Source organism: Parafrankia irregularis (genome assembly GCF_001536285.1).
Taxonomy (GTDB): domain Bacteria; phylum Actinomycetota; class Actinomycetes; order Frankiales; family Frankiaceae; genus Parafrankia; species Parafrankia irregularis.
On record NZ_FAOZ01000003.1, the window covers coordinates 505,367 to 529,502 of the forward strand.

The window sequence follows — 24,136 nt, forward strand, 5'->3', positions numbered from 1 at the left end:
GGACCAGGGATTCCTGATGCGTCTGCCATACCGGTTCCGAGGCGACCTGACAGTTGTCGGTTATTCGTTGTTCTTCTTGGCCGGTCTCGCCCCGCTGCTGCTTGTGAACCGCTGGCTGCTCGACAATGCCATGTCCGATCTCTCGTTACGGAACAATGGCGTGCACACGACTGCCGTGGCACTCTCCACACGTTACGAGTGGAGGAGCGATGAAACCACCAGCTGGAAAGAACACACCACCAGGGTGAGCTATACCGTCGGCGGCGAGAAGTATGTCGGGGAGGTCTCCGGCTCCTACCCGGCAGGCGGGCAGGTAGACGTTGTCTACGACCGCGGCGATCCCACCAGTCTCGCCCACAGCCCCTCCGAACCCGGCATCGCGAGGGTCGTCATGGGCTTCACCTTCCTGGCCCTCGGGATCGGCCTGCTGGGGGCATTCATATTGTTTTTTGTCGGGTGGTGGCCCTTCAGGGCGTGACGGGTGGTGAGTTCGCCGGTAGCCCGGCGGGCAGCCCATCCCCGTGATCCGAACCTGTGGACGTCCTGGGCACACTCGGCCAGGCCGCGGCCCTCGCGACCTGCCTGTCACACGGCGACGGGGAGCGGGGAGGTTCCTGTAACCCCGAACGGTTCTGATGCGCAGGCGCACGCGATATCGGAGCGGGCGAGCACGGAACGGCCTGACAGGTTCGGGTTCCGTGGGCGGTTCGCCGCGATGGCGTCGACCCGGCGGTACCCGCCGGAGGAGCCGGTCGACTTCGCGCCTGATGACCCGCCGGCGAGCACGGGGCGCGGGATCCGGGGTCGGCCGCGGCGTCCCCCTACCACCCAGACCATCCGATCGTGACCGAAAGTAGTTGCCCGAACTGGTTGCGTCCACCCTCCCGACACACCTACTGTCTGCGACACGGAAATGGTTTCCGTTTTCATTACAGGTAGGAGGCAGTCGTGAGTGAGTTCCGAGTCGAACCCGTCGCGGCGGCGGCCCCGGTGGCGGCGCCGCAGGGTCCGGGCACCAACGCGCTGGTCCACAGCCCGTTCGTGATCGAGCCGGTCGCGGTGGCCGCCCCGGTGGCGGCGCCGCAGGGTCCGGGCACCAACGCGCTGGTCCACAGCCCGTTCGTGATCGCTCGCTGAGTCGGCGGGGGCCGGGTCGCACCCAAGCGGCCCGGCCCCCGTGCGGTCGCCGCCACAGCACGGTCGCCGCCACAGCACGGTCGCCGCCACGGCACGGTTGCCGCCACAGCAAAAAGGAGGGTTGTCGGTGAGGCTGGCTGAGGGGCATCACCTGTACGAGTTCCCGGACGGCAGCTGGCGTGTCCTGGGGCCAGGGGATGCGTTTCTGCGGGTGACGGGCCCGTCGGAGGCGGTCGCGCGGCTTCGGGAGCGTCTGTGTGGCCCCCCGCCGAGGAAGGCGGAGCCGGCGCGACTGGTCACGGACGGCGACGAGCGGTCCGACGCGGTCGTCGGCCAGCTGGCCGACGCGCTCCGAGAACGGGGCGTCATAGTCGACGCGGATTCGTCAGCCAGGGCCCGGCCGGGGCCGTCGGTGCTGCATGTGGCAGGGGATGGCCCGGTCGCGCGGCTCGTCGCGGATCTCGCGGCAGGGTGGGCGACGCGGGTGCGGCGCGGGCCGGTCGACGAGACCGTCGTGCGCGGCGCGGACGTGCTGGTGGACTGCGCGGGCTGGTTGCCGGACACGGACTGGCGGCGAGTGGAGCGATGGTGCGGGCAGCACGCGACAGCGTGGACACGTGCGCACATGGAAGGGCTGTCGCTGTTCGCTGGTCCGCTGACGGTGCCTGGCCGCAGCGCCGGCTACGAGGACGTGCGGGGTCGTCGGCTCGCAGCTGCCGGCGCGCCGGAGGAGCTGCTGGCGCACTGGTCCTGGCTGGGCGCATCGACGTCCGAACCTCCGCCTGTGCCATGGCCGGGGCGCGGTGTCGTGGCGGTCGCGGCCGGGCTGCTGCTCGGCGAGGTGGAGCGCTGGTGGGCAACCGACCAGCTGCCGGAGATCGACGTCCAGGTCGAGGTCGGTCCCGACGGTGAGATGCGCCGTCATCCGGTCCTCCCGTTGCCGGTCGTGGCGTCACCCGCCGCGCCGCGGCGTGGTGCGCGACCCGCCGGGCCGGTGCGCACATGAGCGCGGCGCCGGGTGAGATGTGGACGAACCTGCGGGTCGCCGGCGCGGACGGAACGCCGCTCGCGGTCGACGTCCACCTGCCGCCACGGGTGGACTGGCCCGTCCCGGTGGTCGTGACGCGCACCCCCTACGGGCGCAGCGCCCATCTCGCCGAGGGCCAGGGCTGGGCAGCGCGGGGCTTCGGCTACGTCGTGCAGGACGTGCGGGGCCGGTACGACTCGGACGGGCAGTGGCGGCCATACCGCGACGAGCGCGCCGACGGTGCCACGCTGGCCGACTGGATCATCGACCAGCGGTGGTGCGATAGCCAGCTCGTGGCCTACGGAGGCTCCTACTCCGGGTTCACCGCCTGGGCCCTGGCGGTGGAGCGCCCCGACGCGGTACGGGCGGTGGTGAGCCTCGGCCCGTCGATGGGCCTGCACCGGACCAAGTTCGAGCCGAGCGGCATCCTGCGCCTCGCCGAGCACGCCTACTGGTGGCTGGAACGAGCGGACGGACGGACCAGCCGGGACGGGCTGGTCCGCCTGGTGCACGCCCGCCAGCCCGACGTGCTCGACCACCTTCCCGTCTGCGAGCTCCCCGCACGGATGGGCGCGTCCCTGCCGCACTGGGCCGACCTTCTGCACGACGGTCCCGAACCTGGTCCGGAGGTGCTGACCGACGGGGAGCTGGCCGGGGTGAGGGCGGCGGCGTTCCATGTCGGCGGCTGGTACGACCTGCTGGTCACCGAGACCCTCACCCATTGGGACCTCGTCGGCTCCGCGGTCACCCCTCGGCCGCCGAGGCGAATGCTCGTCGGGGCGTGGGGCCACGATCTCGCATTCGCCCCGACCAGCCGGGTCGGCGACCGCGACCACGGACCGGCGTCGCGCTACGACTTCGGGACACGCTGCATCGACTGGCTGCGGGCCGTGCTGCGGCCCGCACCCGCCTCCTCGGCCCTCCCCGCGGTGTCACCCACGGCATCCGCACCGCACGCGCCGACGCCGCCGGCCTCGCAGGCGCTGTCGGGAGCGGAGGTCTTCGTCCGCGGCGCCGATCAGTGGGTCGCATGCGCCCAGTGGCCGCCGGCCCCGGCGACCGACGCGGTCTGGTACGCCGGGGCCGACGAAACGCTGTCCGTCGAGGACTCCGGACCGGCCGGCGGGCGGAGTTTCCGCTACGACCCGGCGGAGCCCTTTCCCTCCACGGTCCCCGGCGCGGACCGCCGGCCCCTGCTCGGCCGGAAGGACGCCGTCCGGTTCATCTCCGACCCGTTGCCCGCCCCCGTCACGCTCCTCGGCAGTGGACGGGTGGAGCTGTCGGCCGCGGCGGACGGCCCGGCGGCTGACTGGATCGTGCGGGTGCTCGGCTGGCAGGTCGACGGCGCGCTGTTCGAGATCGCCTTCGGCAGCGCCGTCCGGACAGCACCGGCCGGCACCAGCGGGGCCTTCGCCGTCACGCTGGCAGGTGCGGTGGAGCAACTGCCGACGGGGGCTCGACTGGTCCTGGAGATCACCGGCAGTGATCATCCGAATCTGGCCCGGAACCTGGGCACCGGGCAGGACCGCTACACCACCGCCGCGACACGGCCGTACACGCAGACCGTGCTGTTCGAGCCCGCTCGCGCAGGAATCCGCCTCGTGCTCTCCGTGATGGGCCTCGGCGTCGCTGCGGAGATCGAGCGGGACGGGAAGGCCGACCGGGACAGTACGGCCGGGCGGGACAGGACAGCCGGGCGGGACAGGACAGCCGGGCCGGCCGAGCGTGCCTTCGGTTCGGGGGATGACCAGTTGCTCGCGGTAACGGGTGCGGGCGAAGGGTCACATCCATGAACGGCGAACCGCTCGTGGATGACCGGCTGGGGCTGTTGACGGGAGTGGTCGACCAGCCACCCCCTCCTGGCATGCCGTCGGGCTGGCTGGGACGCAGCGCACGGGTTGCGCGCGCCGACCGGTTCGCCTGGTGGCGCGCGGACGGGTTCGGCTTCGGGGCGACTCTCGGCGATCCACGGCGGGCGCGGGCGGCGGCGATCGGTGAGGCGGTGGAGCGCTACTGCGGCAACGCGGTGCCCACCGACCTGCCGGCAGCGAGCTGGGACGCGCTGACCGCGCGGGGTGTTCAGGCGGTCGACCCGAACGACCTGGCGTTGTACTCGGACCGGCAGTACTCGACACATGGATTCCCGTTCGTCCCGTTCACCCGGGAGCTGGAGGTCGCCTGGGTGCCCGGTACCGACCTGGCCGCCGGTGGGCCGGTCCTCGTCCCGGCGTCGTTGGTCTATCTGGACTATTTCCACGGCCCGCACCGCGGCGAGCCGCCGACGCACGCGCTGATGTACTCCGGGATCGCCGCGGGGACGAGCCGGGGCGCGGCGGAGACGGCCGCGTTGGAGGAGCTGTTCGAGCGGGACGCGACGACGATCTGGTGGGCGTCCGGAGCCCCGGCCCGCACGGTCCTCGACGACGGCCGGGTGACCGGCCAGCTGGGCCGCCCCGACCCGAACCATCCGCTGACCGTGCGGCTGTTGGCGGTGCCCTCCGAGTTCGGCGTTCCGGTCCTTGCCGCGTTCCTCGCCGACGAGGCGGCGGGCGTCGTCGCGTTCGGCAGCGCCTGCCGCGCGGACCCGTCGACCGCAGCGGTCAAGGCGTTGGTCGAGGCACTGCAGCTGCTGGCCCTGACCCGTCAGCTCGCCACCCCCGACAGCGACGTGTGGCGCGCGGTCGCCGCCGGTGACATCGAGGACCACGTCTTCCTGCCGTTTCGCGTCGACCGCCGCTATGGCGCCTCGGTGAGTGAGGACTATCGGGAGCTGGTGGATCTGCCGGCCGTGGCCCAGCTCTATCTCGATCCCGACGTCCAACGCCGCGCCCTGGGCCGGCTGTGTCCGGACGAGGCCGTCCGTCTCGACGACCTGCCCCGAGCTGACGGCTCATCCCTCGACGGCACGCGCGCCGCCTACCTGGAGCGCCTGCACGGGCGTGGGCTACGGGCGGTGTCGGTCGATCTGACCACCCCCGACGTGGCCCGCACCGGGCTGCACGTGGTCCGCGTCGTGGTGCCCGGGCTGGTCGGGAACGGTCCACCGGCCTACCCGCTGCGCGGCGGCCGGCGACTCTACGACGTTCCGGCCGCGCTGGGCTGGAGCAGCCGTCGGCTGACCGAGGACGACCTCGTCCGCCACCCCCTGCCGCTCGCCTGAACGCGCGGTTCCTTCTCGGTGACGAAGGAGGCTGACCTCTCATGAATCTCACGACAACCGACCTGATCCCCGAGCCGCCCGCCGCGGACCTGCCGTACCCGTCGCTGTACGACGAGCGGACGGGGGTCGTGCGTCGGCTGGCACCCCGCCGGATCCCACCCTGGTTCCCGCCGTCGTTCAGCCTGACCCACGCCTGGCTGTGCGACACGACCTGGTTCGGGCCGTGGCCGGCGGACGCCACCGGGGCCGGCTACGCCTTCGCGGATCCACGGCGCGCCCTCGCCGCGGCGTTGGGCGAGGCCGCTGAACGGTACTGCGGCAACCTCGTCCCGGCGGGGCTGACCACCGCCAGTTACCGGGATCTCGCCGACGCCGGCGTCGAGGCGATCGACCCGGACCAGCTCGCTCTGTACTCACCTGCTCAGTACGCGACGCCGGGATTCCCCCTGGTCCCGATGAGCCGGGACCTCGAACAGCAGTGGGCGGCCGGCCGGGACCTGCGCACCGGCATCGCCGTCCTCGTGCCGGCGTCGCTCGTCTGGGTGTCCTGGAACGCTCCCGCCGCCGCCCATCCGGTGCCCCGGACGAACCCGATCATCCAGGCCGGTCTCGCCGCCGGCCCGGACCGCGCGAGCGCCGAGGGGGGCGCGCTGCTGGAAGTCGTCGAACGTGACGCGATGACCATGTCCTGGTTCGGCGGGCGGGGCCTTCGCGAAGCGGTGCCGCCGGGCTGGCTGCGGGACTTCTGCCGCGGGCCGCAGGGCGCGCTGGACGTCCGGTTCCTCGCCTTCGACGACGAGTTCGGCGTGCCGGTCGTCGGGGCGCTGGTCACCGACGACCGGACCGGCTACCTGACGTTGGGCATGGGGGTGCATCCGGACCCGGTGGACGCGGCGCTGAAAGCGTGCGGGGAGGCGCTGCAGCTGCAGTTGTTCGTCGCCGACTACGACGACCCCGACGGGCCCTACGCCCAGGTCGCGGCCAGCCCGACCAGCCCGCTGCGGCCCTGGCGGTCTGATCGGGCCTACCTCCGCTCCTACCGCGACGACCTGTCCGACGTCGTGGACTACGGCTGCCACCTCCAGCTCTACCTCGACCCGGCCGCGCGGGAGCGGTTCCGCCGGACCGTTGCGGACACCATCGTCGGATCCGTCGAGCTGACGGATCTCGGCTCCGCTCCGGCGCACGCACCCGGACCGGCAGCGGCCGACCTGGTCGACCGGCTCGCCGGAGCCGGTCACCGGGCGGTCGCGGTCGACGTGACCACGCCGGACGTACGCCGCGCCGGTCTGCACGTCACGCGGGTCGTCGTCCCCGGCCTGTACAGCAACACCGCGGTCGGACTGCCGTTCCTCGGCGGACACCGACTGCCCGCGGCGCGCACCGCACCGCGCACCGCGGTCCTGCCGTCGATACCGCTGCCGCACTGACCGACGCCGGCTCACGGGACCGCCTCGTGGGCCGACGTGAAAGCAGCCCATGGGCCCTTCGCCGGTCGGGCGCTCCGCGCCGCACCGTTCCTCCTGGGGGAGATCCTGTCCACCGCATCCTCGACCGCACCACCGGTCACCCGACCGCCGCGAGCGTCCCGCCAGCCGCGACGGCGCACACCCCTGCCGCGCCTGCCGGCGTCCCGGTCACCGACCACCGGCCAGGGCCGGTTCCTGGTCCTTCTCGTGACACTCGTCGCCGCGACACCCGTCGTCCTCGCGCTCGCCGTGAGCCTCGGCGCGGTCCGCCTCCCCGTGGGTGAGGTGTGGTCGAGCGTGCTCGCACACACCGCGGCCGGCCTGGGTGGCAGCGAGCCGCGGACCGGGGTCAACGACCAGATCATCTGGCAGGTCCGGGTCCCCCGGGTCCTGCTGGGGTTCGTCGTCGGCGCGGGTCTCGCGGTTGCCGGCGCGACCTTGCAGGCCGTCGTCCGCAACCCGCTCGCCGACCCCTACGTGCTGGGGGTCTCCTCCGGCGCGGGGCTGGCCGCCGTCGCCGCACTGACCCTCGGCGGCGCAGGCTGGCCGGCCCGGCTGGGTGTGTCGGGGGCAGCGTTCGCCGGCGGCCTGCTCACCCTCGGCGCGGTGCTGGTGCTCGGCCGGAACGGGGGCCGCGTCGACCCGGGCCGGCTGCTGCTGGCCGGCGTGGCGCTCGGCTACCTGTTGCAGGCGGCGACGAGCTACCTGCAACTGCGTGTCAGCAGCAACCAGCTGGCGCATCTGTTGTTCTGGCTGCTGGGGACGGTGTCGGGAGCGGACTGGCAGAAGCTCGGCCTGCCGGCCGCGGTCGTCGGTGTGTGCACCGGCTGGCTGGTTCTGCGCGGGCGGGCGCTCAACGCCCTGCTGCTCGGCGACGACCTCGCCGCGTCCGCGGGTGTCGCCGTCAGCAGGCTGCGCACCGAACTGCTCGTCGTCACCGCCCTGCTGACCGGCGCCGTCATCGCGGTCGCGGGAGGGGTGCAGTTCGTGGGCCTCGTCGCTCCGCACTGCGTACGGCTGATCGTCGGCGCCGACCACCGGCGGCTGTTGCCCCTGTCCGCCCTGCTCGGGGGGAACTTCCTGGTCCTTGCCGACCTCGCCGCCCGGACGGTCAGCATGCCGCTGGAACTGCCCCTCACCGTCGTGACCGCCGTCGTCGGGGTTCCGTTCTTCCTGGTACTTCTGCGCCGCGGCACCCCGGCGGGTACGCCGTGACCGGGCTGCGCCTCGACGCCGTCGAGGTTCACCTGGCCGGCGCGCCGATTGTGCGGGACCTGACGGTGGACTGCCCTGCGGGCACGTTCGTCGGCCTGCTCGGACCGAACGGAAGTGGCAAGTCCACCGCCCTGCGGACCGTCTACCACGCCCTGCGGCCCCGAGCCGGGGCCGTGCTCCTCGACGGTGTCGACCTGCACCGTGATCTCGGCCCGCGGGCCACCGCACGGCAGGTGGCCGCGCTCACCCAGGACAACGCCGGGGAGGTCCACCTGCGGGTCCGCGACATTGTCGCCACCGGCCGCCTCCCGCACCAGAGCAGTTTCAGCCCGGCGTCCCAGAACGACCGGACGGTCGTCACCGACGCGCTGAGCGCCGTCGGCATGACCGGGCAGGCGGACCGGCCCTTCGCCGGCCTGTCCGGTGGTGAGAAACAGCGCGTCCTGCTCGCCCGCGCGCTCGCCCAGCAGCCGCGGGTGCTCGTTCTCGACGAGCCCACGAACCACCTTGACATCGGCGCGCGGCTCGACCTGCTCGACCTGGTCCGTTCCCTCGGCATCACCGTCCTGGCCGCGTTGCACGACCTCGACCTCGCTGCCGCCTACTGCGACATCGTCCACGTCCTCGCCGACGGAGAACTCCTCGCGGCCGGTCCCCCCGCCGACGTCCTCACCCCCGAACTGCTCCGTCAGGTGTTCAAGGTCGCCGCCCACCGAACCATCCATCCCATCACCGGCCGCCCCCACTTCGCCTTCGCCGCCCTCACCGCGCCCCCTGCACCCCGGCCGGCCGAGCCGGCCGACCACCCGTCGCCCGGCCCTGCCCCCGCCAGCGACACACCGCTGTCATCACCCCCGCGCCTCGAAGGAACCCCGTGAACGACCGCGCCTCTCGCCCGCACCGGCTGCGCCGCACCGCCCCTGCACTCGCCCTGGCGTTCCTGATGTCCGGCGCCCCGTTCGCCGCCTGTGGCGACTCCCCGGCCCCCGCAGCGGCCCCCTCCTCCGGCAGCCGGCAGGAAGGCTTCCCCGTCACCGTCACCAACTGCGGACGCACCCTGCACTTCGACCAGGCGCCGAGCCGGATCGTCTCGGGCTGGCCCACCAGCACCGACCTGCTCGCCGCACTCGGCCTCACCGACCGGGTCGTCGGCCAGTACAACACCGGCAACGGCACCGCCGGATCCACCTACGCCGAGGCCGTCGCCGACATCCCTGTGCTCAGCGACGCCGCCCCGAGCCGCGAGCGGCTCCTCGCCGCCCGCCCCGACCTGATCTGGGCCGACGGCTCCTACCTGTTCGACGGCCAGCAGCTACCGACCATCGACGAGCTCGCCGCCCAGGGCACCCAGGTGATGATCCTCAGCGGTTTCTGCACCGACGACGCCACCCGCGCCCGGGTCGCCGACGTCAGGACCGACCTGGCCGCCCTCGGCCAGATCTTCGGCGTCGAGACCAGGGCACAGGAACTCACCGGCCAGATCGACACCCGCCTCGCCGCGGTGGCGGCGAAGGTGAACGCCACGCGACCCGTCCCCATCGCGATGATCAGTAGCTTCGGTGGGGCGATCTACACCTACGAAGGCGTCTACAGCGACATCGCCACCCGCGCCGGCGCCATCAACATCTACGCCGGGACCCTGCCCGCCGGGCAGTACTACGGCGAGCTGTCGAAGGAGAGCCTCCTCCAGAAGAACCCGGGCACCCTCGTCTATCTGCTCAGCGGCGCTGAGACCGAGACGGCGGCCCGTACGACGCTCACCGAGACCCTGTCCGCGGTGACCGCGGTCCGCACCGGCAGGGTCGTCTTCCTGCCGCAGTGGAACTCGACCAACCTCGCCGGCGTCGACGGCGTCGAAACCCTCGCCGCCGCCCTGCATCCATGACCATCACGCCTCCGGCCGACGCGGCCCCGCCGGACCACACCCCCACCGGCCAGGCAGCAGGGGGCTACCGGCTGTTCCTGACCGCCCGCGCGATCTCCTGGACCGGCTCCGCGATCAGCCTTGTCGCCCTGCCACTGCTGATCTACCAACGCAGCGGCAGCCCAGCGCTCACCGGGCTGCTCACCGCCCTCGAAGCGACCCCCTACCTCCTGCTCGGCCTGCCCGCCGGGGCCTGGGCCGACCGCCTCGACCCACGCCGCGTCCTCGGCCTGTCCGCGCTGGCCAGCTGCCTGCTGCTGGCCAGCATCCCGCTCGCCGACGCCGCCGGCCTGCTGACCACCAGTCACCTGCTGGTCGCGGCCGCCGGGAGCGCGACCGCGCTGACCTTCTCCGACGCTGCCGGGTTCCGCGCCCTGGCAGCCCTCGTTCCGCCCGGCCTCATGGGACAGGCCACCGGACGCCTCAGCGCCGTCAGCACCGTCATCGCCCTGCTCGGCCCCGCAACCGGTGGCCTGCTCGCGACCGCCCTCGGAGCAAGCACCGCAATAGCCGTCGACGCAGCCAGCTTCGCCGTGTCCGCCGTGCTCATGGCCCGCCTACCGCTACCGCTGACGCCGACGCCTGGCGTGCCGCCGGCGGGACGGTCGCTACCCGCGGAGATCGGCGAAGGACTGCGCTGGGTGTGGAACCACCGACTGGTCCGCACCCTCACCCTCCTCGGCGTCGGCAACAGTCTCACCGCCGGCTTCATCACCGGCCTGATCGTCGTCGTCGCCGTCCGCCACCTCGACCTGCCCAGCGACGACGGACGAATCGGCCTGCTCTACGCCGCCGCCGGCGCCGGTAGTCTCCTCGCCAGCCTTCTCCTCCCGCCCCTGCAACGGCATCTACCGGTGGGATGGATCACCCTCGGCGGACTCGCCGCCGGCCTGCTCTTCCTCGCCGGCTGGTCCGCGAGCCGCACCCTCACCCTCGGCGCGCTCACCCTGCTCGGCTGGCAGGCCACCAACACCCTCGTCAGCCTCAACGGCATCGTCATCCGCCAGACCGTCGCGCCTCTCGAACTCCAGGCCCGGGTCAACACCACCGCACGGATCATCGCCTGGGGCGGTCAACCCGCCGGCGCCCTGCTCGGCGGGCTGGTCACCGAGCACGCCGGACTCGGCCCCGCCCTCACCCTCGGCAGCAGCGGACTCGCCCTCTCCCTGCTCACGGGAGCATTCACCCGGCTGCGCCACCGCGACCATCTCGGCGCGCTCACGCCCGCCGCCCCGCGGCCAACCCGAGCACCGGCCTGAGTACACCGTCCGCACGCACGAACTGACCGGTCGAACCAGGTCGGCACCGTTTCCGATATATCGCTGTTCCACTCACGGGCCGGCTTCAACCCCGGCTACTCCCAGTGGACCAGCGCGCTCACACGGCGATCGGAAGGTTCTTGTAGCCGCGCACGGTGCTGGTGTGCAGGCGCACGGCGCCGGCCCGGTCGACGTCCCAGCGCGGGAAGCGGCGCAGGGTCTCCTCCAGCGCGATCCGCCCTTCGAGGCGGGCGAGGGCGGCGCCGAGGCAGTAGTGCGCGCCGAGGCCGAAGGACAGATGCGCCTCGATACGCCGGCGGACGTCGAGCACGTCGGGGTTCGGGAACGCGCGCTCGTCACGCCCGGCCGAGCCGGTGAGCAGCAGGACCTTGCTGCCCTCGGGGATGGTGACGCCGTGCAGGGTGACGTCGCGGGTGAGGCTGCGGCCCTGGCTCGGCGAGGGGGCCTCGTAGCGGAGCAGCTCCTCGACCGCGTTCGGGATCAGGCCCGGGTCGGCGACGAGCAGCTCCCGCTGGTCGGGGAAGTCGGCGAGGGCGAGGCCCGCCCAGCCGATCAGCCGCGCGACGGTCTCGGTACCGGCGGAGACGAGCAGCACGCCGAAGTTGGCCGCCTCCTGGTCGTCGAGCCGGCGGGTGGTGCCGTCGTCCTCGGTGAGCTCGGCCTGGACGAGGGCGCTGAACATGTCGTCGCGGGGGTGCGCGCGCCGTTCGGCGAGCTGGTCGACGAGGTAGGTGTGCAGCTCGAACATCGCGTTGAGGGCGGTGTCGTTGATCATGCCGACGCCGGGCTCGATGTGGAACATCGTGTTGATGACGTCGAGGATCCGCGGCTGGTCGGTCGGTGACACGCCGAGCAGCGCCGAGATCACCCGCGACGGCAGCTGGGCGCCGAAGTCCGCGACGTAGTCGAACCCGGCACTGCCCACATGCGGGTCGAGCAGGGTGCGGCACTCCTCGCGGATCTGCTCGTGCAGCGCCGAGATGCGCCGCGGGGTGAAGGCCCGGGAGAACAGCACCCGCAGCCGCGAGTGCTCCGGCGGGTCAATGAAGATCATCATCCGGGGCGCCTCACCGCCGGAGGAGAGCAGCTCCAGCGTCGTTCCCCGCGCCGAGCTGAACGTCCGCGGGTCACGCGACGCCGCGTCCACGTCGGCGTGCCGCGACAGCGCCCAGAAGTCGTACCGGTCGTTGCGGTACACCGGCGCCTCGTCGCGCATCCGCCGCCACACCGCGTGCGGCTCGGCGTCGATGTCCGTGTCGTAGGGGTCGTAGTAGACGTCGGTGGCGGTGGACATGGTCTCCCCCTGCGTCATGGTCTCCCCCTGCTCAGAAGCCGCGGAAGCGGGTGGGGCGGCGTTCGACGAAGCTGCGCACGCCCTCGTCGGCGTCCTCGGTGTAGGACAGTGCCTCCACGACCCAGGCCTCCTCCTGCGCCAGGGTGTGCCGGTCGACGTCCAGCGAACGGTTGAGCAGCCACTTGTTGGCGCTGTGTGCGCGGGTCGGCCCGGCGGCGAGCCGGGTGGCCAGGTCGTCGACGGTCGCGGCGAGTTCCTCGGCGGGCACGGTCCGCGCGATCAGGCCGATCTCGGCGGCGCGGGTGGCCGGGATGTCCTCGGCGAGCAGGACCAGCTCGCGGGCGCGGGCAAGGCCGACCAGCCGCGGCAGCAGCCAGGTCCCGAGGCCGTCGACGGCCAGCCCGCGGCGGGCGAAGATCTCGATGAACTTGGCGTTGTCGGCGGCGACGACCAGGTCGCAGGCGAACACCAGGTGCGCGCCGATGCCGGCCGCGGTGCCCTGCACGGCGGCGATCACCGGCTTCTCGCAGTCGAGGATCGCGTGCACCACGTTGATGCCGCCGGTGGTCATCGCCCGGCGGATGTCACCGACGAGCTTCTCGGGCACACCGTCGGGGCGCGGCCCGGCGGAGCGCTGCTGGCGCAGGTCCGCGCCGGTGCAGAAGAAACGTCCGGTGCTGCCGAGGACGACGACGCGCACGGACGGGTCCGCGTTGAAACGGGCGAACCAGGTGAGCAGGGCGTCGCGCTGCCCCATGGTGAGGGCGTTACCGGCGTCCGGCCGGTTGAGGGTGACCCGGGCGATGCCGTCGTCGGTCACCGTCAGGGTCAGCTCACCGTCCGCCGCCACCTCGGTCACGGCCGCGACGGCACCGTCGGTGGGCGTCGCGGCGTCGGTCGGGGTGGGGTCCGTCGGCGTGGGGATCGATGTCGTCACGGCACTCTCTGCAGGCTCTGGGCGACCGCCTCGGCGGCGGCGTCGGACGTCGTGTAGGAGGTTTCCAGCAGCAGGGCCCGCTTGAGGTGCAGGTGGAGGTCCACCTCCCAGGTGAACCCCATCCCGCCGTGCACCTGGATCGCGGTCCGGCAGTTGACCAGCGCCGCCTCGGCGGCCAGCACCCGCGCCGCGGCGACGGCACGGACGGCCGACCCGCCGCCGGGCCCGGGCTCGGTGATGTCGAGTGCGCCGGGTTCGTCGACGATCACGCCCGCGGCGTCGACGGCGGCCCGGGCGACCTCGCCGCGGGCGAAGCAGTCCGCGAGCATGTGCTTCACGGCCTGGAACGTCCCGATGGGCCGGCCGAACTGCTCGCGTTGCTGCGCGTACACGGTCGCCAGGTCGAGGACGCGCAGCGCGTGGCCCACGAGCAGTGCGGAGCTGAGCAGCGAGCCGAGCAGCGACCAGCGGGCGGCCTGCGCCGCGTCGCCGACCTCCTCACCCCGCGGGAGGCCCGTCACCAGCGACAGCGGCGTGGTCGGGTCCAGTGGCTGGGTCACCGGCGTCGCGCTCAGCGCCGCCGGGTCGAGCCGTTCGATGCCGTGCGCGTCGAGGACGTAGACGACGTCGGCGTCGCGCAGATGCTCGACGAGCAGCGGCGCGCCCGGTTCCGGACGCACCACGACCGCCGGGACGACCTCCCCGCCGCCGACCGCCCCGCTGTCACCGTCGAGGTCGGCGGCGAGCGCCGCCGCGACCAGCGGGCCCGGCACCAGGCAGGCGCCCAGCGTCTGGTAGGCGAGGACGGCGTTGACGAGCGGCAGCGCGAGCCCCCCGCGCTCCTCCGGCTGGTAGACGGCGAACGTGCCGAGCTCGGCGAGCGCGCTCCAGGCCGCGCGGTCGAACCCACCCGGCTCGGCCCAGCCGCGGGTCCGCTCCACCGGGAAGACCTCCTCGGCCAGCCGGCGGACGGTGTCCTGCAACGCGCGCTGGTCTTCATCCAGGTCGAAGTGCATGCTCAGCGCTCCTTGGGCAGGCCGAGGACGCGCTCGGCGAGGATGTTGCGCTGGATCTGCGACGTCCCGGCACCGATGCTGATCGCGAACGCGTGCAGCTGGGCGTGCACCAGCTGCCCGGTGGGCAGGCCGGGCAGGTCGTCCATACTCAGCGCGGCCCGGTCCAGCACCCGGATGATCAGTGCGCTCAGGTGGTGCAGCGTCTCCGAGTAGGACAGCTTGAACGCGGAGCCACCGGCCGGTGGGATGACCCCGACCATGCCCCGGGTGACGTTGCGCTTGGTGAGCGCCCACAGGGCGTCCAGCTCGGCGGCGACCCGGCCGATGTCACGGCGCAGCCCGGCGTCGTCCCAGGCGGTGCCGGCGCCCCGCGGCAGCACCCGGGCGAGTGCGGCGAGTTCGGCGACGTGGGTGCGCGCGGTGATCAGCTCCCGGACGAACGCGGTGCCGCGCTCGAAGCCGAAGGTGACCATCGCGACCCGCCAGCCGTCGTTCTCCGCGCCGACCCGGTTGGCCACCGGGATGCGGACCTCGTCCAGGTAGACCTCGGCGAACTCACTGTCGCCGTGGATGGTCCGCAGCGGGCGGACGTCGACACCCGGACTGTCCATCGGCATGATCAGCCAGGTGATCCCGCGGTGCTTCGGCGCGTCGGGGTCGGTGCGCACGAGCAGCTCGCAGTAGTCGGCGACCGGGCCGTAGGACGTCCAGATCTTCTGCCCGGTGACGACGTAGTGGTCACCGTCGCGGACGGCTCGGGTGCGCAGCCCGGCGAGGTCGCTGCCGGCACCCGGTTCGGAGAAGCCCTGGCACCACACCGCCTCCCCGGACAGGATCCGGGGCAGGTGGAAGGCGCGCTGCTCGTCGGTCGCCTCGGCGATGAGGGTGGGCCCGGCGTGCAGCTGGCCGACGAAGTGGACGCCGAGGTCGGGGGCACCGGCCGCGGCGGACTCCTCCAGGAAGATCAGATGCTCGGCCGGGCTGGCGCCCCGGCCGCCGTACTCGCGGGGCCAGTGGATACCCGCGTAGCCGGCATCGGCAAGCATTCGTTGCCAGGCGCTGTCATACCGCCGGCGGGCCTGCCAGTCCCGCTCGGGCGGGGGCCCGCCGAGCTGGGGAACAGCCTGCCGGACCCAGGCCCGGATCTCCTTGCGGAACTGGGCCTCGGACTCGGAGTCGAGGAGCAGCATCCGACCACCTCCATTGGATACATTATGCCAATTGGCGGCCAGACGTCCGGTCTCGCGGCGCCGGGCGCGGGAACCCGCCACGCCGACCGGCACGAGCGGCCCGCCGGGCGTCCGCGCTCGGCCCGCCGGGCATGGCGAGCGGCGGGCCGAGCGGCCGTCAGGAACCGGCGATCAGGTCCAGCGACTCCAGGTCGCGCAGCGCCGCGCAGATGCCCCGGGCCATCGACAGGAACATCCGGTCGGAGCGCTCCGAGCGCACTCCGGCGGCGAACATACAGCCCAGCACCGTGATCAGCGGGCCGTGCAGCATCCCGCTGCGGTAGTCGGTGAAGCACTGTTCGGCCGAGTAGCCCGTGACGCCGAGCTCGACGAGGCGCTCGTGATAGGCCGCCACCAGCCGGTGCTCGGCCGCGCGCCGCACGGCCGGCGGCAGCGCTGTGGACAGGAAGTACGCGAGATCGCGGGCCGGCAGCCCGATGGTGATCGTCTGCCAGTCCACGGTCAGCACGCCCGGGCCCTGCGCCGGGAACATCAGGTTGTCGAGCCGGTAGTCCCCGTGCAGCAGGGTGAACGGCGCGCGCCAGCCGCTCTCCCACTGGTAGGTGAGCGCGGCGGCCCGGTGCAGCGTGTCGACGTCACGCTGGTCGAGCACACCGGCGAACCGATCACCGAAGTCCTTCGTGGTCGCCACCAGCAGCTCGGCCATGAACGCGAGCTCCGCGTCCTGCGGGCGGGGCAGCCAGTCACTCTCGGCGGCGAGCAGCTCGCTGTTCCAGAACGACGCGTGCAGCCCGGCGAGCGCACGGACAGCGTCGGTGGCCCGCGCCTCGTCGCAGCCGTCCTCCTGGCTGCCCGGGCGCGCCGGGGCGGCGTCGGCCAGCACGAGGGTGAAGGCGCGGGAGTCCGGGCTGATCGCGGCCTGCCAGCAGCGCGGGATGTTGATGCGGGCGTCCCGGGCCAGCCGGGCGTAGAACCCGACCTCCTTGCGGTAGCCGCGGCGCACCACGTCCCGCCCGCCCGGGTCACCGGCTCCCATCTTGACCACGAGCGTGCGCGGGGCTGGTGCGCCGTCCGCCGTGGTGTCGCGCCCGGGGGCGTACTCCAGCCGGAAGCGATAGCTGGAACCGATCTGACCGGTGCCGATCGGCTCGTGGCTCACGGCGCGGACCTCGACGTCGCCGGCACCATTGGCACCGCGTAACGCCGCGGTCATCCACGCCGGAGTGATCTCGGCCGGATCATCCACGATCTGCTCCGCGGTGCCGACGCCCGGCACGTCCGCACCCGAACCCGGCTCACGGCGCGCGTCGGCGTCGACATCGGCATGGGTGCTGGCGGCAGAAGCGGAATCGGAACCGGATGCAGAGCCGGACAACGATTCAGGATGGGAAGGTTGCATAAAGTATCCCTCTATGTTCGGGTGGGGAGCCCGCTCGACCGGATGCACCCGCCCCTCGGGGGAACCGCATCGTCGGCACCGCAGAGTACTTCCAAGCCCGCCGGACGTAAACACTCTTGCCATAGAGCGTCAGGACTGTAAAGGGCCTCCGCCCGCTCAGCCCGCGGTTTCGGCCGGCTGGGCGGAGAGCCAGGCCGCCACCTGGGCCCGCGAGGTCAGCCCCAGCTTCTTCAGGATCTGCTGGACGTGCGTCTCCGCCGTCCGCGGGGAGATCACCAGGGTGGCGGCGATGTCCCTGTTGCTCAGGCCCTGCGCGACCAGCTGGGCGACCTGCCTCTCCCGCCGCGTCAACCGCACTCCGCCCAGCCACGCGCCGGCAGGCACAGCGACCGGCCCGGCGGTCGGCCTGGTGACCGGCCCGGCGGTCGGTCCGCTGGACGATCCGGTGACCGGTCCGGTATCCGTCGCGGCAGCGGAAGCCGTCGCCGAGCCGGTGGCACAGGAGGTGGCCCAGGCCTCCGCCGGTGCGAGCGCGGCTCCCCGTGCCCAGGCCGCGTCGAAGGCCCGCGGGCCCAGGCCTTCCCGGCACGCCGCCTCGCAGTCCTGGCGCAGGCGGAACAACCCGGGCAACGCCGCGGTGGACGTCCCCATCCGCTCCCAGAGATGGTCCGCCGCGCCGAGCAGAACCGCCGCGCCGGCGAACTCGTCCAGGCTCGCCCGGATCCAGGCAAGTGCCTCCAGGCACAGGGCGAGACCGAGATGGTCGGGCAGCCCGCTCTCCCCGAAGACGGCGGCGCGCGCGATCGCCAGCGCGCCCTTCGGGTCACCGGCCCGCCAGGTGGCCAGCGCGCGGGCCCATTCCGCGTAGGCGCGCAGCCGGCGGTCCCGGCGCAGCTGCGCCATGGCGACCCAGTCCTGGTAGTAGCGCTGCGCCGCCCACGGGGTGCTTCCCAGCGCGGCGGCGAGTGTGAGCACCGCGAGGGTCTCCTGCTGCCGGTTCAGGTCGCCGTCCCGGCGGAACTGGGCGAGGGCCCGTTCCAGGTTCGCGACGGCGTCGGGCTTGTCGGTGTACACCGCGTCGAGGCCGGTGAGCTGGGTGATGAGCGCTGCTTCGGCGCCCGCGCCGCCGGCCGCCACCAGTTCGCTGCCGTGCTCCAGCATCCGTTCGGCGTCACCCCGGTCACCCTGCAGGGTCGCGAGCCAGCCCGCGGTGTGCAGTGCGCGGACCCGGCCCGGCACATCGGCGCCGCCCCCGCTCCCGGCCTCGTCACGACCCGCGTCTCCAGCACCTCCGGCACCACCGGGACCACCCGAGCGGCCCGAGCCACCGCCGGCGCCCGAGCCGCCGTCGTCGAGCAGGCGGGCCAGCCAGTACCGCCCCTCGGTGAACCATCCGTCCGCGACCCAGTAGCGGTGCAGCGAGCGCGCGAGCGCCAGGTTCGCCGCCAGGTCGGGGGTGGCGGCGCAGAACTCCAGCGCCAGCTGCAGGTTCGCATGGTCGGCGCGCAGCCGGCTGACCCAGGACCGCTGCGCCGGGCCGGTCCACTCCGCCTCCGCGCGGGCGGCGAGGCCCGCGTACCAGTCGTGGTGGCGGCGGCGCAGCACCTGCCACTCGCCGCGCCACTCGATGTCGTGCTCCAGCCGCTCCTGGCCGTACTGGCGCAGCATCTCCAGCAGCCGCAGCCGCCCGCGCTCCGGACCCGGCTCGAACGTGAGGATCGACTTGTCGACCAGGGCGAAGACCAGGTCGAGGAACGGCTCGGCCAGCCCCTCACCGCAGACACCCTCCGCCGCGTCGAGCTCGAAGTCACCGGCGAACACCGACAGCCGGGCCCACAGCAGCCGCTCCTGCGGGGTGCACAGGTCGAAGCTCCACGCGACGCAGGCGCGCAGGGTCCGCTGCCGGTCGGCGACCGTCCGCCCGTCGTGGCGCAGCAGCGCGGTCGGCGTCGTGAGCCGCGCCAGGATCTCGGCCGGTGACAGGGCCCGGGTCTTGACCGCGGCGAGCTCGATGGCCAGCGGGATGCCCTCGAGCCGGCGGCAGATGTCACCGACCGCGGCCCGGTTGTGCCAGGTCAGCGCGAAGTCCGGGCGGACGGCACGGGCCCGTTCGACGAACAGTGTCGTCGCGTCGCAGGGCAGGTGCGGGTCGGCGCCAGCCCCGTCCCCGTTCCCGCCGCCGACCGGCAGGGGCGCCACCACGTACGTCGCCTCACCCTCGACCCGTAACGACTCCCGGCTCGTCGCGAGGATGCGCAGCCGCGGGCAGCGGGTCATCAGCAGGTCCACCAGCTCCGCGCAGGCCTCGACGACGTGCTCGCAGTTGTCCAGGACGAGCAGCGCATCCCTGCCCTCGAGGTACGCCCCGAGTGCCACGGACGACGGTTCGGCGCTCCCGCGCGGCTGGCAGCCGAACGCCGCGGCGACGGTGTGCGCCACCAGCCGCGGATCCCGCAGCCGCGCCAGCTCCACGACGCACACCCCGTCCGGGTAGGCGCGGCGTGTCTCGGCGGCCACCCGCATCGCCAGCCGGGTCTTGCCCACACCACCGACGCCGGTGACCGTGACCAGGCGAAACTCACCGAGCAGCTCACGCAGCTCCGTGCGTTCCGCACGCCGGCCGACGAAGCTCGTGCGTTCGGTGGACAGCCGCTCGCCCCGGAACCGAAGCTGCGCGGAGACGGCCATGGATCATCTTTGGCGGGCGTCTGCCACGACGTCAAGACGCACCGACCGGACGACGATCCCGGTAGCCATCCCCGTACTTCTACGGATGCCCGCCCCGTGACCGGCCCCCGATCCTGGTCACGCCCGCCCGCCGGTGCGGCACAGGCAACGGGCTGCCGGGCCGCCGACATGACGGACGGCCGAGCGGATGGAGGGAAAGAAGGCCATGCTCACGCCGTTCGACGACTATCCGATCCATCAGAGCGCGCTGCCGGTCGCGCACGCCGGCGGTGGGCATCCCGACCACTACGACCGGTTCTGGTTCAACGGCTATGACGAGGACGTCTACTTCGCGCTCGCGTTCGGGCTGTACCCGAACCGCGGCACGATCGACGGTGCGTTCAGCGTCGTCCATCAGGATGTGCAGCGCTCGGTCTTCGCCTCGGGACGCATCCCGCTGGACCGCACCCGCACCAGCATCGGCCCGGTCACGGTCGAGATCGTGGAACCGCTGCGGGTGAACCGGATCATCGTCGACGCACCGGAGCACGGCCTCGCCGCCGAGCTCACCGCCACCGCCCGTACCCCCGCGCACGAGGAGCCCCGGGCCACCCAGTACGACGGCCCGACGCTGCTCACCGACTCCACCCGGGCCACCCAGATGGTCACCTGGAGCGGGTGGGTGGAGTCCGGCGGCGAGCGCATCGAGATCACCCCGGGCACCTACGGCACCAAGGACCGTTCGTGGGGGATCCGCGGTGTGGGCGAACGGACCCCCGCGGCGCCCCGCACCGCGCTGCCGCAGGTGTTCTTCCTGTGGGCCCCGCTGAACTTCGCCGACCGCGCCCTGCACTACGTCGTCATGGAGGACGAGACGGGCCGGCCGTGGCTGGAGCGGACCGCCGTCCTGCCCGTTCTCGGCGACGGCGATCCGGTGTTCGGGCCCGACACCGGCATCAGCTGGCTGCACGGGGTACGCCACCAGGTGCGCTGGGCACCCGGCCTGCGCCGCTCCGACAGCGCCACGCTCCTGCTCGGCCCGGACGAGACGGTGGAGCTCGAACCGATACGCACCTTCCGCATGAAGGGCGTCGGCTACCTGCACCCGCACTGGAAGCACGGCCGCTGGCACGACGAACTCGCCGTCGGCGGCGAGGTCCACAAGGTCGCCGAGCTCGACACACTCGCACCCGAATGCGTGCACGTCCAGCAGGTGGTGCGCGCGACCTGGGGCGAGCGGGTCGGCCTCGGCGTCCTCGAACAGCTCGTCATCGGCCCCTACGCGCCGGGCGGCTTCCAGAGCATGCTCGACGGCGCCCCGGGCTGAGCCGACCGGCGAGCAGCGGCACACTTCAGTAGCTTCGAGGGATTCTGACAATGCCTGTAGAACCGGCCAGGGTGCATGGATGGGGTGACGGCAGGCCCTGCCGGCCATGGTGCTAAAGGCGGGCCAGCAGTTCGGCCTTCTTCGCGGTGAATTCATCGTCCGAGAGAACGCCGCGGCGGTGCAGGTCGCTCACTTTCTCGATTGCCGCCAGAATCGCGTCCGAGTCGGTGCCACCGACGGGTGCCGGGGCGGGCTCGGACGGGTTCACGGCCGGGGCTGGCGGCTGCGGCGCCGGGCTCACAAGCGGCAGGCTTTCCACGGGGAACGTGCCGTGCTGGCTGGAGAAGGTCAGTGTCCCGAGCCGGCCCCCCTGTTGCTGCTGGACGCCGGCGATGCGGTGGTCGAGGGTGTCGTAGACGCGGACGTCGCCGTCGCCGCCGCGCACTGCCAGCCGCCGCCCGGCCGGGAAGACGGCGTATCGGGATTCGTTCTGGCTGCCGGTCGAGCTGGGCTGGCCCAGGTCACCGGGCCACCAGTTGTTCAGGTTCGCCGGGTGGGTCGCGCCAGGCTGCCCGCCCGCGGCCGGCGGCGAGGCGGGCGCATACAACTGCGTCGAGGCCAGCAGGCTGGAAAGCTCCGCGGCGAGGCCGCTGACCGTCGCCTGCAGGCCGTGGTTGAACATGTCGCCGACCATCGTCATGCCACCGGCCATCCACTGCCCGCCGCCGCCCAGCTCCGGATGGGAGAACTGCGCCTGGGTGCCACCACCGAGGCGCACCGCGTCCAACAGCGTGCGCACCGCGTCGGTGCTCACGCCGTACCGGCGGGCGAGATCCGCGATGGCCTGCTCACCCTGGCCGTTCAACCTGCCCATGGTGGATCTCCTCGTCCCGGCGCCACGCCGTCTCGACGAAAACCGTGCCCGGTGTCAGCGGCGTGTGGCGCTGCCACGACACGAGTCTGCCAGCCTCGACGCGACCGCCCTGGCGGTACCGAGCGGCCGAGGGGCGCGGCCAGGCGCGCCGGCTCTCTCCCCACGACCCGAGGACGGCGGCCGGGGACAGCGCGAATGATGAAGGTGCCACGGGCATCTCGTAGGCGGAGATGCCGCGGCTGGCGACCGGATCCGCTCGTCCGAAGGGAAGGGACCGCCATGTCCGAGCCCCACGTCTCACCCGAACCGCCGGCCTCGTCCGGCCCCGACCCGAAGCCGAACCCAGGCCCCGACTCCGGCACCGATACCGACACCTCGTCGGCGTCCGAACCGCGGGCTGTGGTCAGGGCGTTCCTGACGGCGTTGGAGCGGCTCGACGCCGATGCGGCGCTGGCGCTCGTCTCGGATGACGTCGTCTACCAGAACGTCCCGCTGCCGCCGGCCCGCGGGCGGGTGGCGGTGGAGAAGCAGCTGCGCTGGATGCTGCGCCATGGCACCGGGTTCGAGGCGCGCATCCACCATCTGGCCGCGGACGGCCCGGTCGTGCTCACCGAACGGACGGATGTCCTGCGTGCCGGCTCGTGGGAGGCGGAGTTCTGGGTCTGCGGCACGTTCGAGGTACGAGACGGCCGGGTGGTGCTGTGGCGGGACTACTTCGACTGGGCGACGTTCCTCGCCGCCAGCGCCCGTGGTGCGGGGAGGGCGCTGTTCTTCCAGGCCGCCGCGGCTGTCGCAGCCCGGCGCCGAAACTCGCCCTGACCGCTTTCTCCCCCGCGGCCGGCACGCAGCCGCCACGGAGCCTCCCTCGGAAGCCGGCCGCCCGCCGACAGCCAAGCCGTTGCACCAGGACATACTTCTAGATAATTTCTGGACTCAGGGCGCATCGGGTGCGGTCCAGCCGATGGACCGTGAATCCCCCGGGGCCGACCGAGTGCCTCCCTCCTGTGTTCGAGACCGCGGCACCGGCCGCACGGCGGCCCCGCCGCCGGCAGCGAGAAGGACCTGATCATGAACCTTGACGAGGCCGGCGGCGTCTTCACCGACCCCACCGCCTACGCGGACGAGCAGCGCTTCCACGCCGCCACCGCCGTGCTGCGCCGCGAGTCTCCGGTCCACCGGGTCGAGACCGACGGCTTCGCCCCGTTCTGGGCGATCACCCGGTACGACGACGTCATGGAGATCTCCCGCGACTCCGAGCTGTGGCACAACGCCCCCCGCACCGCCGTCCAGCAGGACCCGGACGCCCCCGCACCACCCATCCGAGCCCTCGTCCAGATGGACGCCCCCGACCACCCGATCTACCGCCACATCAGCGCCGACTGGTTCAAACCCGCCGGTGTACGGCGCCTGTCCGACCGCATCACCCAGCTCGCGAAACGCTACGTCGACCACATGGCCGACCTCGGCGGCGAATGCGACTTCGTCCAGGACGTCGCCGCGCACTACCCGCTCTACGTCATCCTCTCCCTGCTCGGCCTGCCGGAGGAGGACTTCCCCCGGATGCTGAAGCTCACCCAGGAGCTGTTCGGCGCCGAGGACCAGGACATGGCACGCGCCGCCGACGGCGACGCCGCCGCGATGGAAGCCCTCCTCGACTTCTTCCAGTACTTCCAGGGCGTCATCGCCGACCGCCGCGCCAACCCCACCGACGACCTCGGCTCCGTCATCGCCAACGCCACCGTCCACGGCGACACCATCGGCGAACTCGAGGTCGTCGGCTACTACGTCCTCATCGCCACCGCCGGCCACGACACCACCAGCGCAGCGATCTCCGGCGGCCTGCACGCCCTGCTCGACAACCCCGACCAGTGGCAGCGCCTCACCGCCGACCCGGCAGCCCTCGTGCCGACCGCGGTCGACGAGATGATCCGCTGGACGTCCCCCGTCAAGCACTTCATGCGCACCGCCACCCGCGACACCACCATCCGCGGCGTCCCGATCCCCGCCGGCGACGCCGTCCTGCTGTCCTACCCCTCGGCCAACCGCGACGAGGACGTCTTCACCGACCCGCAGACCTTCGACGTCGGCCGCACCCCCAACAAGCACGTCGGCTTCGGCTTCGGCGCCCACTACTGCCTCGGCACCCACCTCGCCCGCCTCGAAGCCCGCGCCCTCTACACCGAACTCGTCCCCCGCCTGCGCGAGGTCGAGCTCGCCGGC

Annotated in this window: 20 protein-coding genes; 13 read left to right on the plus strand and 7 right to left on the minus strand. The window is 72.8% G+C overall.

The genetic code is table 11. The features are described 5' to 3' along the window. The first annotated feature begins 16 nt into the window (after positions 1–16). The 10 genes from AWX74_RS39425 (at position 17) to AWX74_RS07045 (ending at position 11,191) form a co-directional block, all read left to right on the plus strand. Positions 17–478 carry a DUF3592 domain-containing protein gene (locus tag AWX74_RS39425; protein ID WP_131799417.1) on the plus strand — a complete coding sequence of 154 codons (462 nt, stop codon included), beginning with the start codon at positions 17–19 and terminating at the stop codon, positions 476–478. A 470-nt stretch (positions 479–948) separates the two neighbouring features. Next, a complete protein-coding gene (locus AWX74_RS07005) occupies positions 949–1,137 on the plus strand; it encodes a streptamidine-related RiPP repeat protein (protein ID WP_054567594.1) in 189 nt (62 codons plus the stop codon). Between the two features lie 127 nt (positions 1,138–1,264). Next, positions 1,265–2,143 carry a hypothetical protein gene (locus tag AWX74_RS07010; RefSeq protein ID WP_091272821.1) on the plus strand — a complete coding sequence of 293 codons (879 nt, stop codon included), beginning with the start codon at positions 1,265–1,267 and terminating at the stop codon, positions 2,141–2,143. Continuing rightward, entirely contained in the window at positions 2,140–3,957 is a 1,818-nt protein-coding gene (locus AWX74_RS07015) for a CocE/NonD family hydrolase (RefSeq protein ID WP_091272825.1), read from the plus strand. The genes AWX74_RS07010 and AWX74_RS07015 overlap by 4 nt, the downstream gene beginning before the upstream one ends. After that, the gene (locus AWX74_RS07020; RefSeq protein WP_091272827.1) at positions 3,954–5,324 is read left to right on the plus strand and encodes a YcaO-like family protein; all 1,371 of its coding nucleotides are present in this window, start codon (positions 3,954–3,956) and stop codon (positions 5,322–5,324) included. Before AWX74_RS07015 ends, AWX74_RS07020 begins: the two co-directional genes overlap by 4 nt. Positions 5,325–5,365: 41 nt before the next feature. Continuing rightward, positions 5,366–6,754, plus strand: a complete 1,389-nt coding sequence (locus AWX74_RS07025) for a YcaO-like family protein (protein WP_091272829.1) — start codon at positions 5,366–5,368, stop codon at positions 6,752–6,754. A gap of 36 nt (positions 6,755–6,790) precedes the next feature. Beyond that, complete coding sequence (locus tag AWX74_RS07030) at positions 6,791–8,008, plus strand: FecCD family ABC transporter permease (RefSeq protein WP_242666112.1); 1,218 nt, start codon at positions 6,791–6,793, stop codon at positions 8,006–8,008. Continuing rightward, entirely contained in the window at positions 8,005–8,886 is an 882-nt protein-coding gene (locus AWX74_RS07035) for an ABC transporter ATP-binding protein (protein WP_091272830.1), read from the plus strand. Before AWX74_RS07030 ends, AWX74_RS07035 begins: the two co-directional genes overlap by 4 nt. Further along, complete coding sequence (locus AWX74_RS07040) at positions 8,883–9,893, plus strand: ABC transporter substrate-binding protein (RefSeq protein WP_242666113.1); 1,011 nt, start codon at positions 8,883–8,885, stop codon at positions 9,891–9,893. The genes AWX74_RS07035 and AWX74_RS07040 overlap by 4 nt, the downstream gene beginning before the upstream one ends. Next, complete coding sequence (locus AWX74_RS07045) at positions 9,890–11,191, plus strand: MFS transporter (protein ID WP_091272833.1); 1,302 nt, start codon at positions 9,890–9,892, stop codon at positions 11,189–11,191. The genes AWX74_RS07040 and AWX74_RS07045 overlap by 4 nt, the downstream gene beginning before the upstream one ends. A 118-nt stretch (positions 11,192–11,309) precedes the next feature. Here the strand turns inward: AWX74_RS07045 and AWX74_RS07050 are convergent, their stop codons facing one another. From AWX74_RS07050 to AWX74_RS07075, 6 genes are all read right to left on the minus strand, one after another. Continuing rightward, the gene (locus AWX74_RS07050) at positions 11,310–12,524 is read right to left on the minus strand and encodes a cytochrome P450 (RefSeq protein WP_226930843.1); all 1,215 of its coding nucleotides are present in this window, start codon (positions 12,522–12,524) and stop codon (positions 11,310–11,312) included. A gap of 13 nt (positions 12,525–12,537) precedes the next feature. Continuing rightward, positions 12,538–13,443 carry an enoyl-CoA hydratase/isomerase family protein gene (locus AWX74_RS07055; RefSeq protein WP_207550266.1) on the minus strand — a complete coding sequence of 302 codons (906 nt, stop codon included), beginning with the start codon at positions 13,441–13,443 and terminating at the stop codon, positions 12,538–12,540. Next, a complete protein-coding gene (locus AWX74_RS07060) occupies positions 13,440–14,459 on the minus strand; it encodes an acyl-CoA dehydrogenase family protein (RefSeq protein ID WP_091272838.1) in 1,020 nt (339 codons plus the stop codon). The genes AWX74_RS07055 and AWX74_RS07060 overlap by 4 nt, the downstream gene beginning before the upstream one ends. A gap of 2 nt (positions 14,460–14,461) precedes the next feature. Continuing rightward, positions 14,462–15,649, minus strand: coding sequence for an acyl-CoA dehydrogenase family protein (locus AWX74_RS07065; protein ID WP_091272841.1), 1,188 nt, complete (start codon positions 15,647–15,649; stop codon positions 14,462–14,464). A gap of 157 nt (positions 15,650–15,806) precedes the next feature. After that, entirely contained in the window at positions 15,807–16,925 is a 1,119-nt protein-coding gene (locus AWX74_RS07070) for an ecdysteroid 22-kinase family protein (protein ID WP_242666114.1), read from the minus strand. A 279-nt stretch (positions 16,926–17,204) separates the two neighbouring features. Then, positions 17,205–19,736, minus strand: a complete 2,532-nt coding sequence (locus AWX74_RS07075) for a LuxR C-terminal-related transcriptional regulator (protein WP_091272846.1) — start codon at positions 19,734–19,736, stop codon at positions 17,205–17,207. Between the two features lie 187 nt (positions 19,737–19,923). Between AWX74_RS07075 and AWX74_RS07080 the strand changes: the two genes are divergently transcribed. After that, positions 19,924–21,042, plus strand: coding sequence for an Rv3169 family protein (locus AWX74_RS07080; RefSeq protein WP_226930841.1), 1,119 nt, complete (start codon positions 19,924–19,926; stop codon positions 21,040–21,042). Positions 21,043–21,154: 112 nt separating this feature from the next. On the opposite strand, the gene AWX74_RS07085 is transcribed toward AWX74_RS07080, so the two are convergent. Next, positions 21,155–21,916 carry an SHOCT domain-containing protein gene (locus AWX74_RS07085; RefSeq protein ID WP_091272851.1) on the minus strand — a complete coding sequence of 254 codons (762 nt, stop codon included), beginning with the start codon at positions 21,914–21,916 and terminating at the stop codon, positions 21,155–21,157. 279 nt (positions 21,917–22,195) lie between these two features. Here AWX74_RS07085 and AWX74_RS07090 point away from each other — a divergent pair, with 279 nt between their 5' ends. Continuing rightward, positions 22,196–22,735: a limonene-1,2-epoxide hydrolase family protein gene (locus tag AWX74_RS07090; RefSeq protein ID WP_207550268.1), complete on the plus strand. Its 540-nt coding sequence runs from the start codon at positions 22,196–22,198 to the stop codon at positions 22,733–22,735. Between the two features lie 249 nt (positions 22,736–22,984). Next, positions 22,985–24,136, plus strand: a 1,152-nt coding sequence (locus AWX74_RS07095) for a cytochrome P450 (RefSeq protein WP_091272853.1), incomplete at its 3' end; no start/stop codon positions are given.

Excerpts from the sequence above, each read along its gene's own strand:
- AWX74_RS39425 (WP_131799417.1), top strand. The coding sequence starts at position 17 with ATGCGTCTGCCATACCGGTTCCGAGGCGACCTGACAGTTGTCGGTTAT.
- AWX74_RS07015 (WP_091272825.1), top strand. The coding sequence starts at position 2,140 with ATGAGCGCGGCGCCGGGTGAGATGTGGACGAACCTGCGGGTCGCCGGC.
- AWX74_RS07020 (WP_091272827.1), top strand. The coding sequence starts at position 3,954 with ATGAACGGCGAACCGCTCGTGGATGACCGGCTGGGGCTGTTGACGGGA.
- AWX74_RS07025 (WP_091272829.1), top strand. The coding sequence starts at position 5,366 with ATGAATCTCACGACAACCGACCTGATCCCCGAGCCGCCCGCCGCGGAC.
- AWX74_RS07045 (WP_091272833.1), top strand. The coding sequence starts at position 9,890 with ATGACCATCACGCCTCCGGCCGACGCGGCCCCGCCGGACCACACCCCC.
- AWX74_RS07050 (WP_226930843.1), bottom strand. The coding sequence starts at position 12,524 with ATGACGCAGGGGGAGACCATGTCCACCGCCACCGACGTCTACTACGAC.
- AWX74_RS07060 (WP_091272838.1), bottom strand. The coding sequence starts at position 14,459 with ATGCACTTCGACCTGGATGAAGACCAGCGCGCGTTGCAGGACACCGTC.
- AWX74_RS07065 (WP_091272841.1), bottom strand. The coding sequence starts at position 15,649 with ATGCTGCTCCTCGACTCCGAGTCCGAGGCCCAGTTCCGCAAGGAGATC.
- AWX74_RS07075 (WP_091272846.1), bottom strand. The coding sequence starts at position 19,736 with ATGGCCGTCTCCGCGCAGCTTCGGTTCCGGGGCGAGCGGCTGTCCACC.
- AWX74_RS07080 (WP_226930841.1), top strand. The coding sequence starts at position 19,924 with ATGGAGGGAAAGAAGGCCATGCTCACGCCGTTCGACGACTATCCGATC.
- AWX74_RS07085 (WP_091272851.1), bottom strand. The coding sequence starts at position 21,916 with ATGGGCAGGTTGAACGGCCAGGGTGAGCAGGCCATCGCGGATCTCGCC.
- AWX74_RS07090 (WP_207550268.1), top strand. The coding sequence starts at position 22,196 with ATGTCCGAGCCCCACGTCTCACCCGAACCGCCGGCCTCGTCCGGCCCC.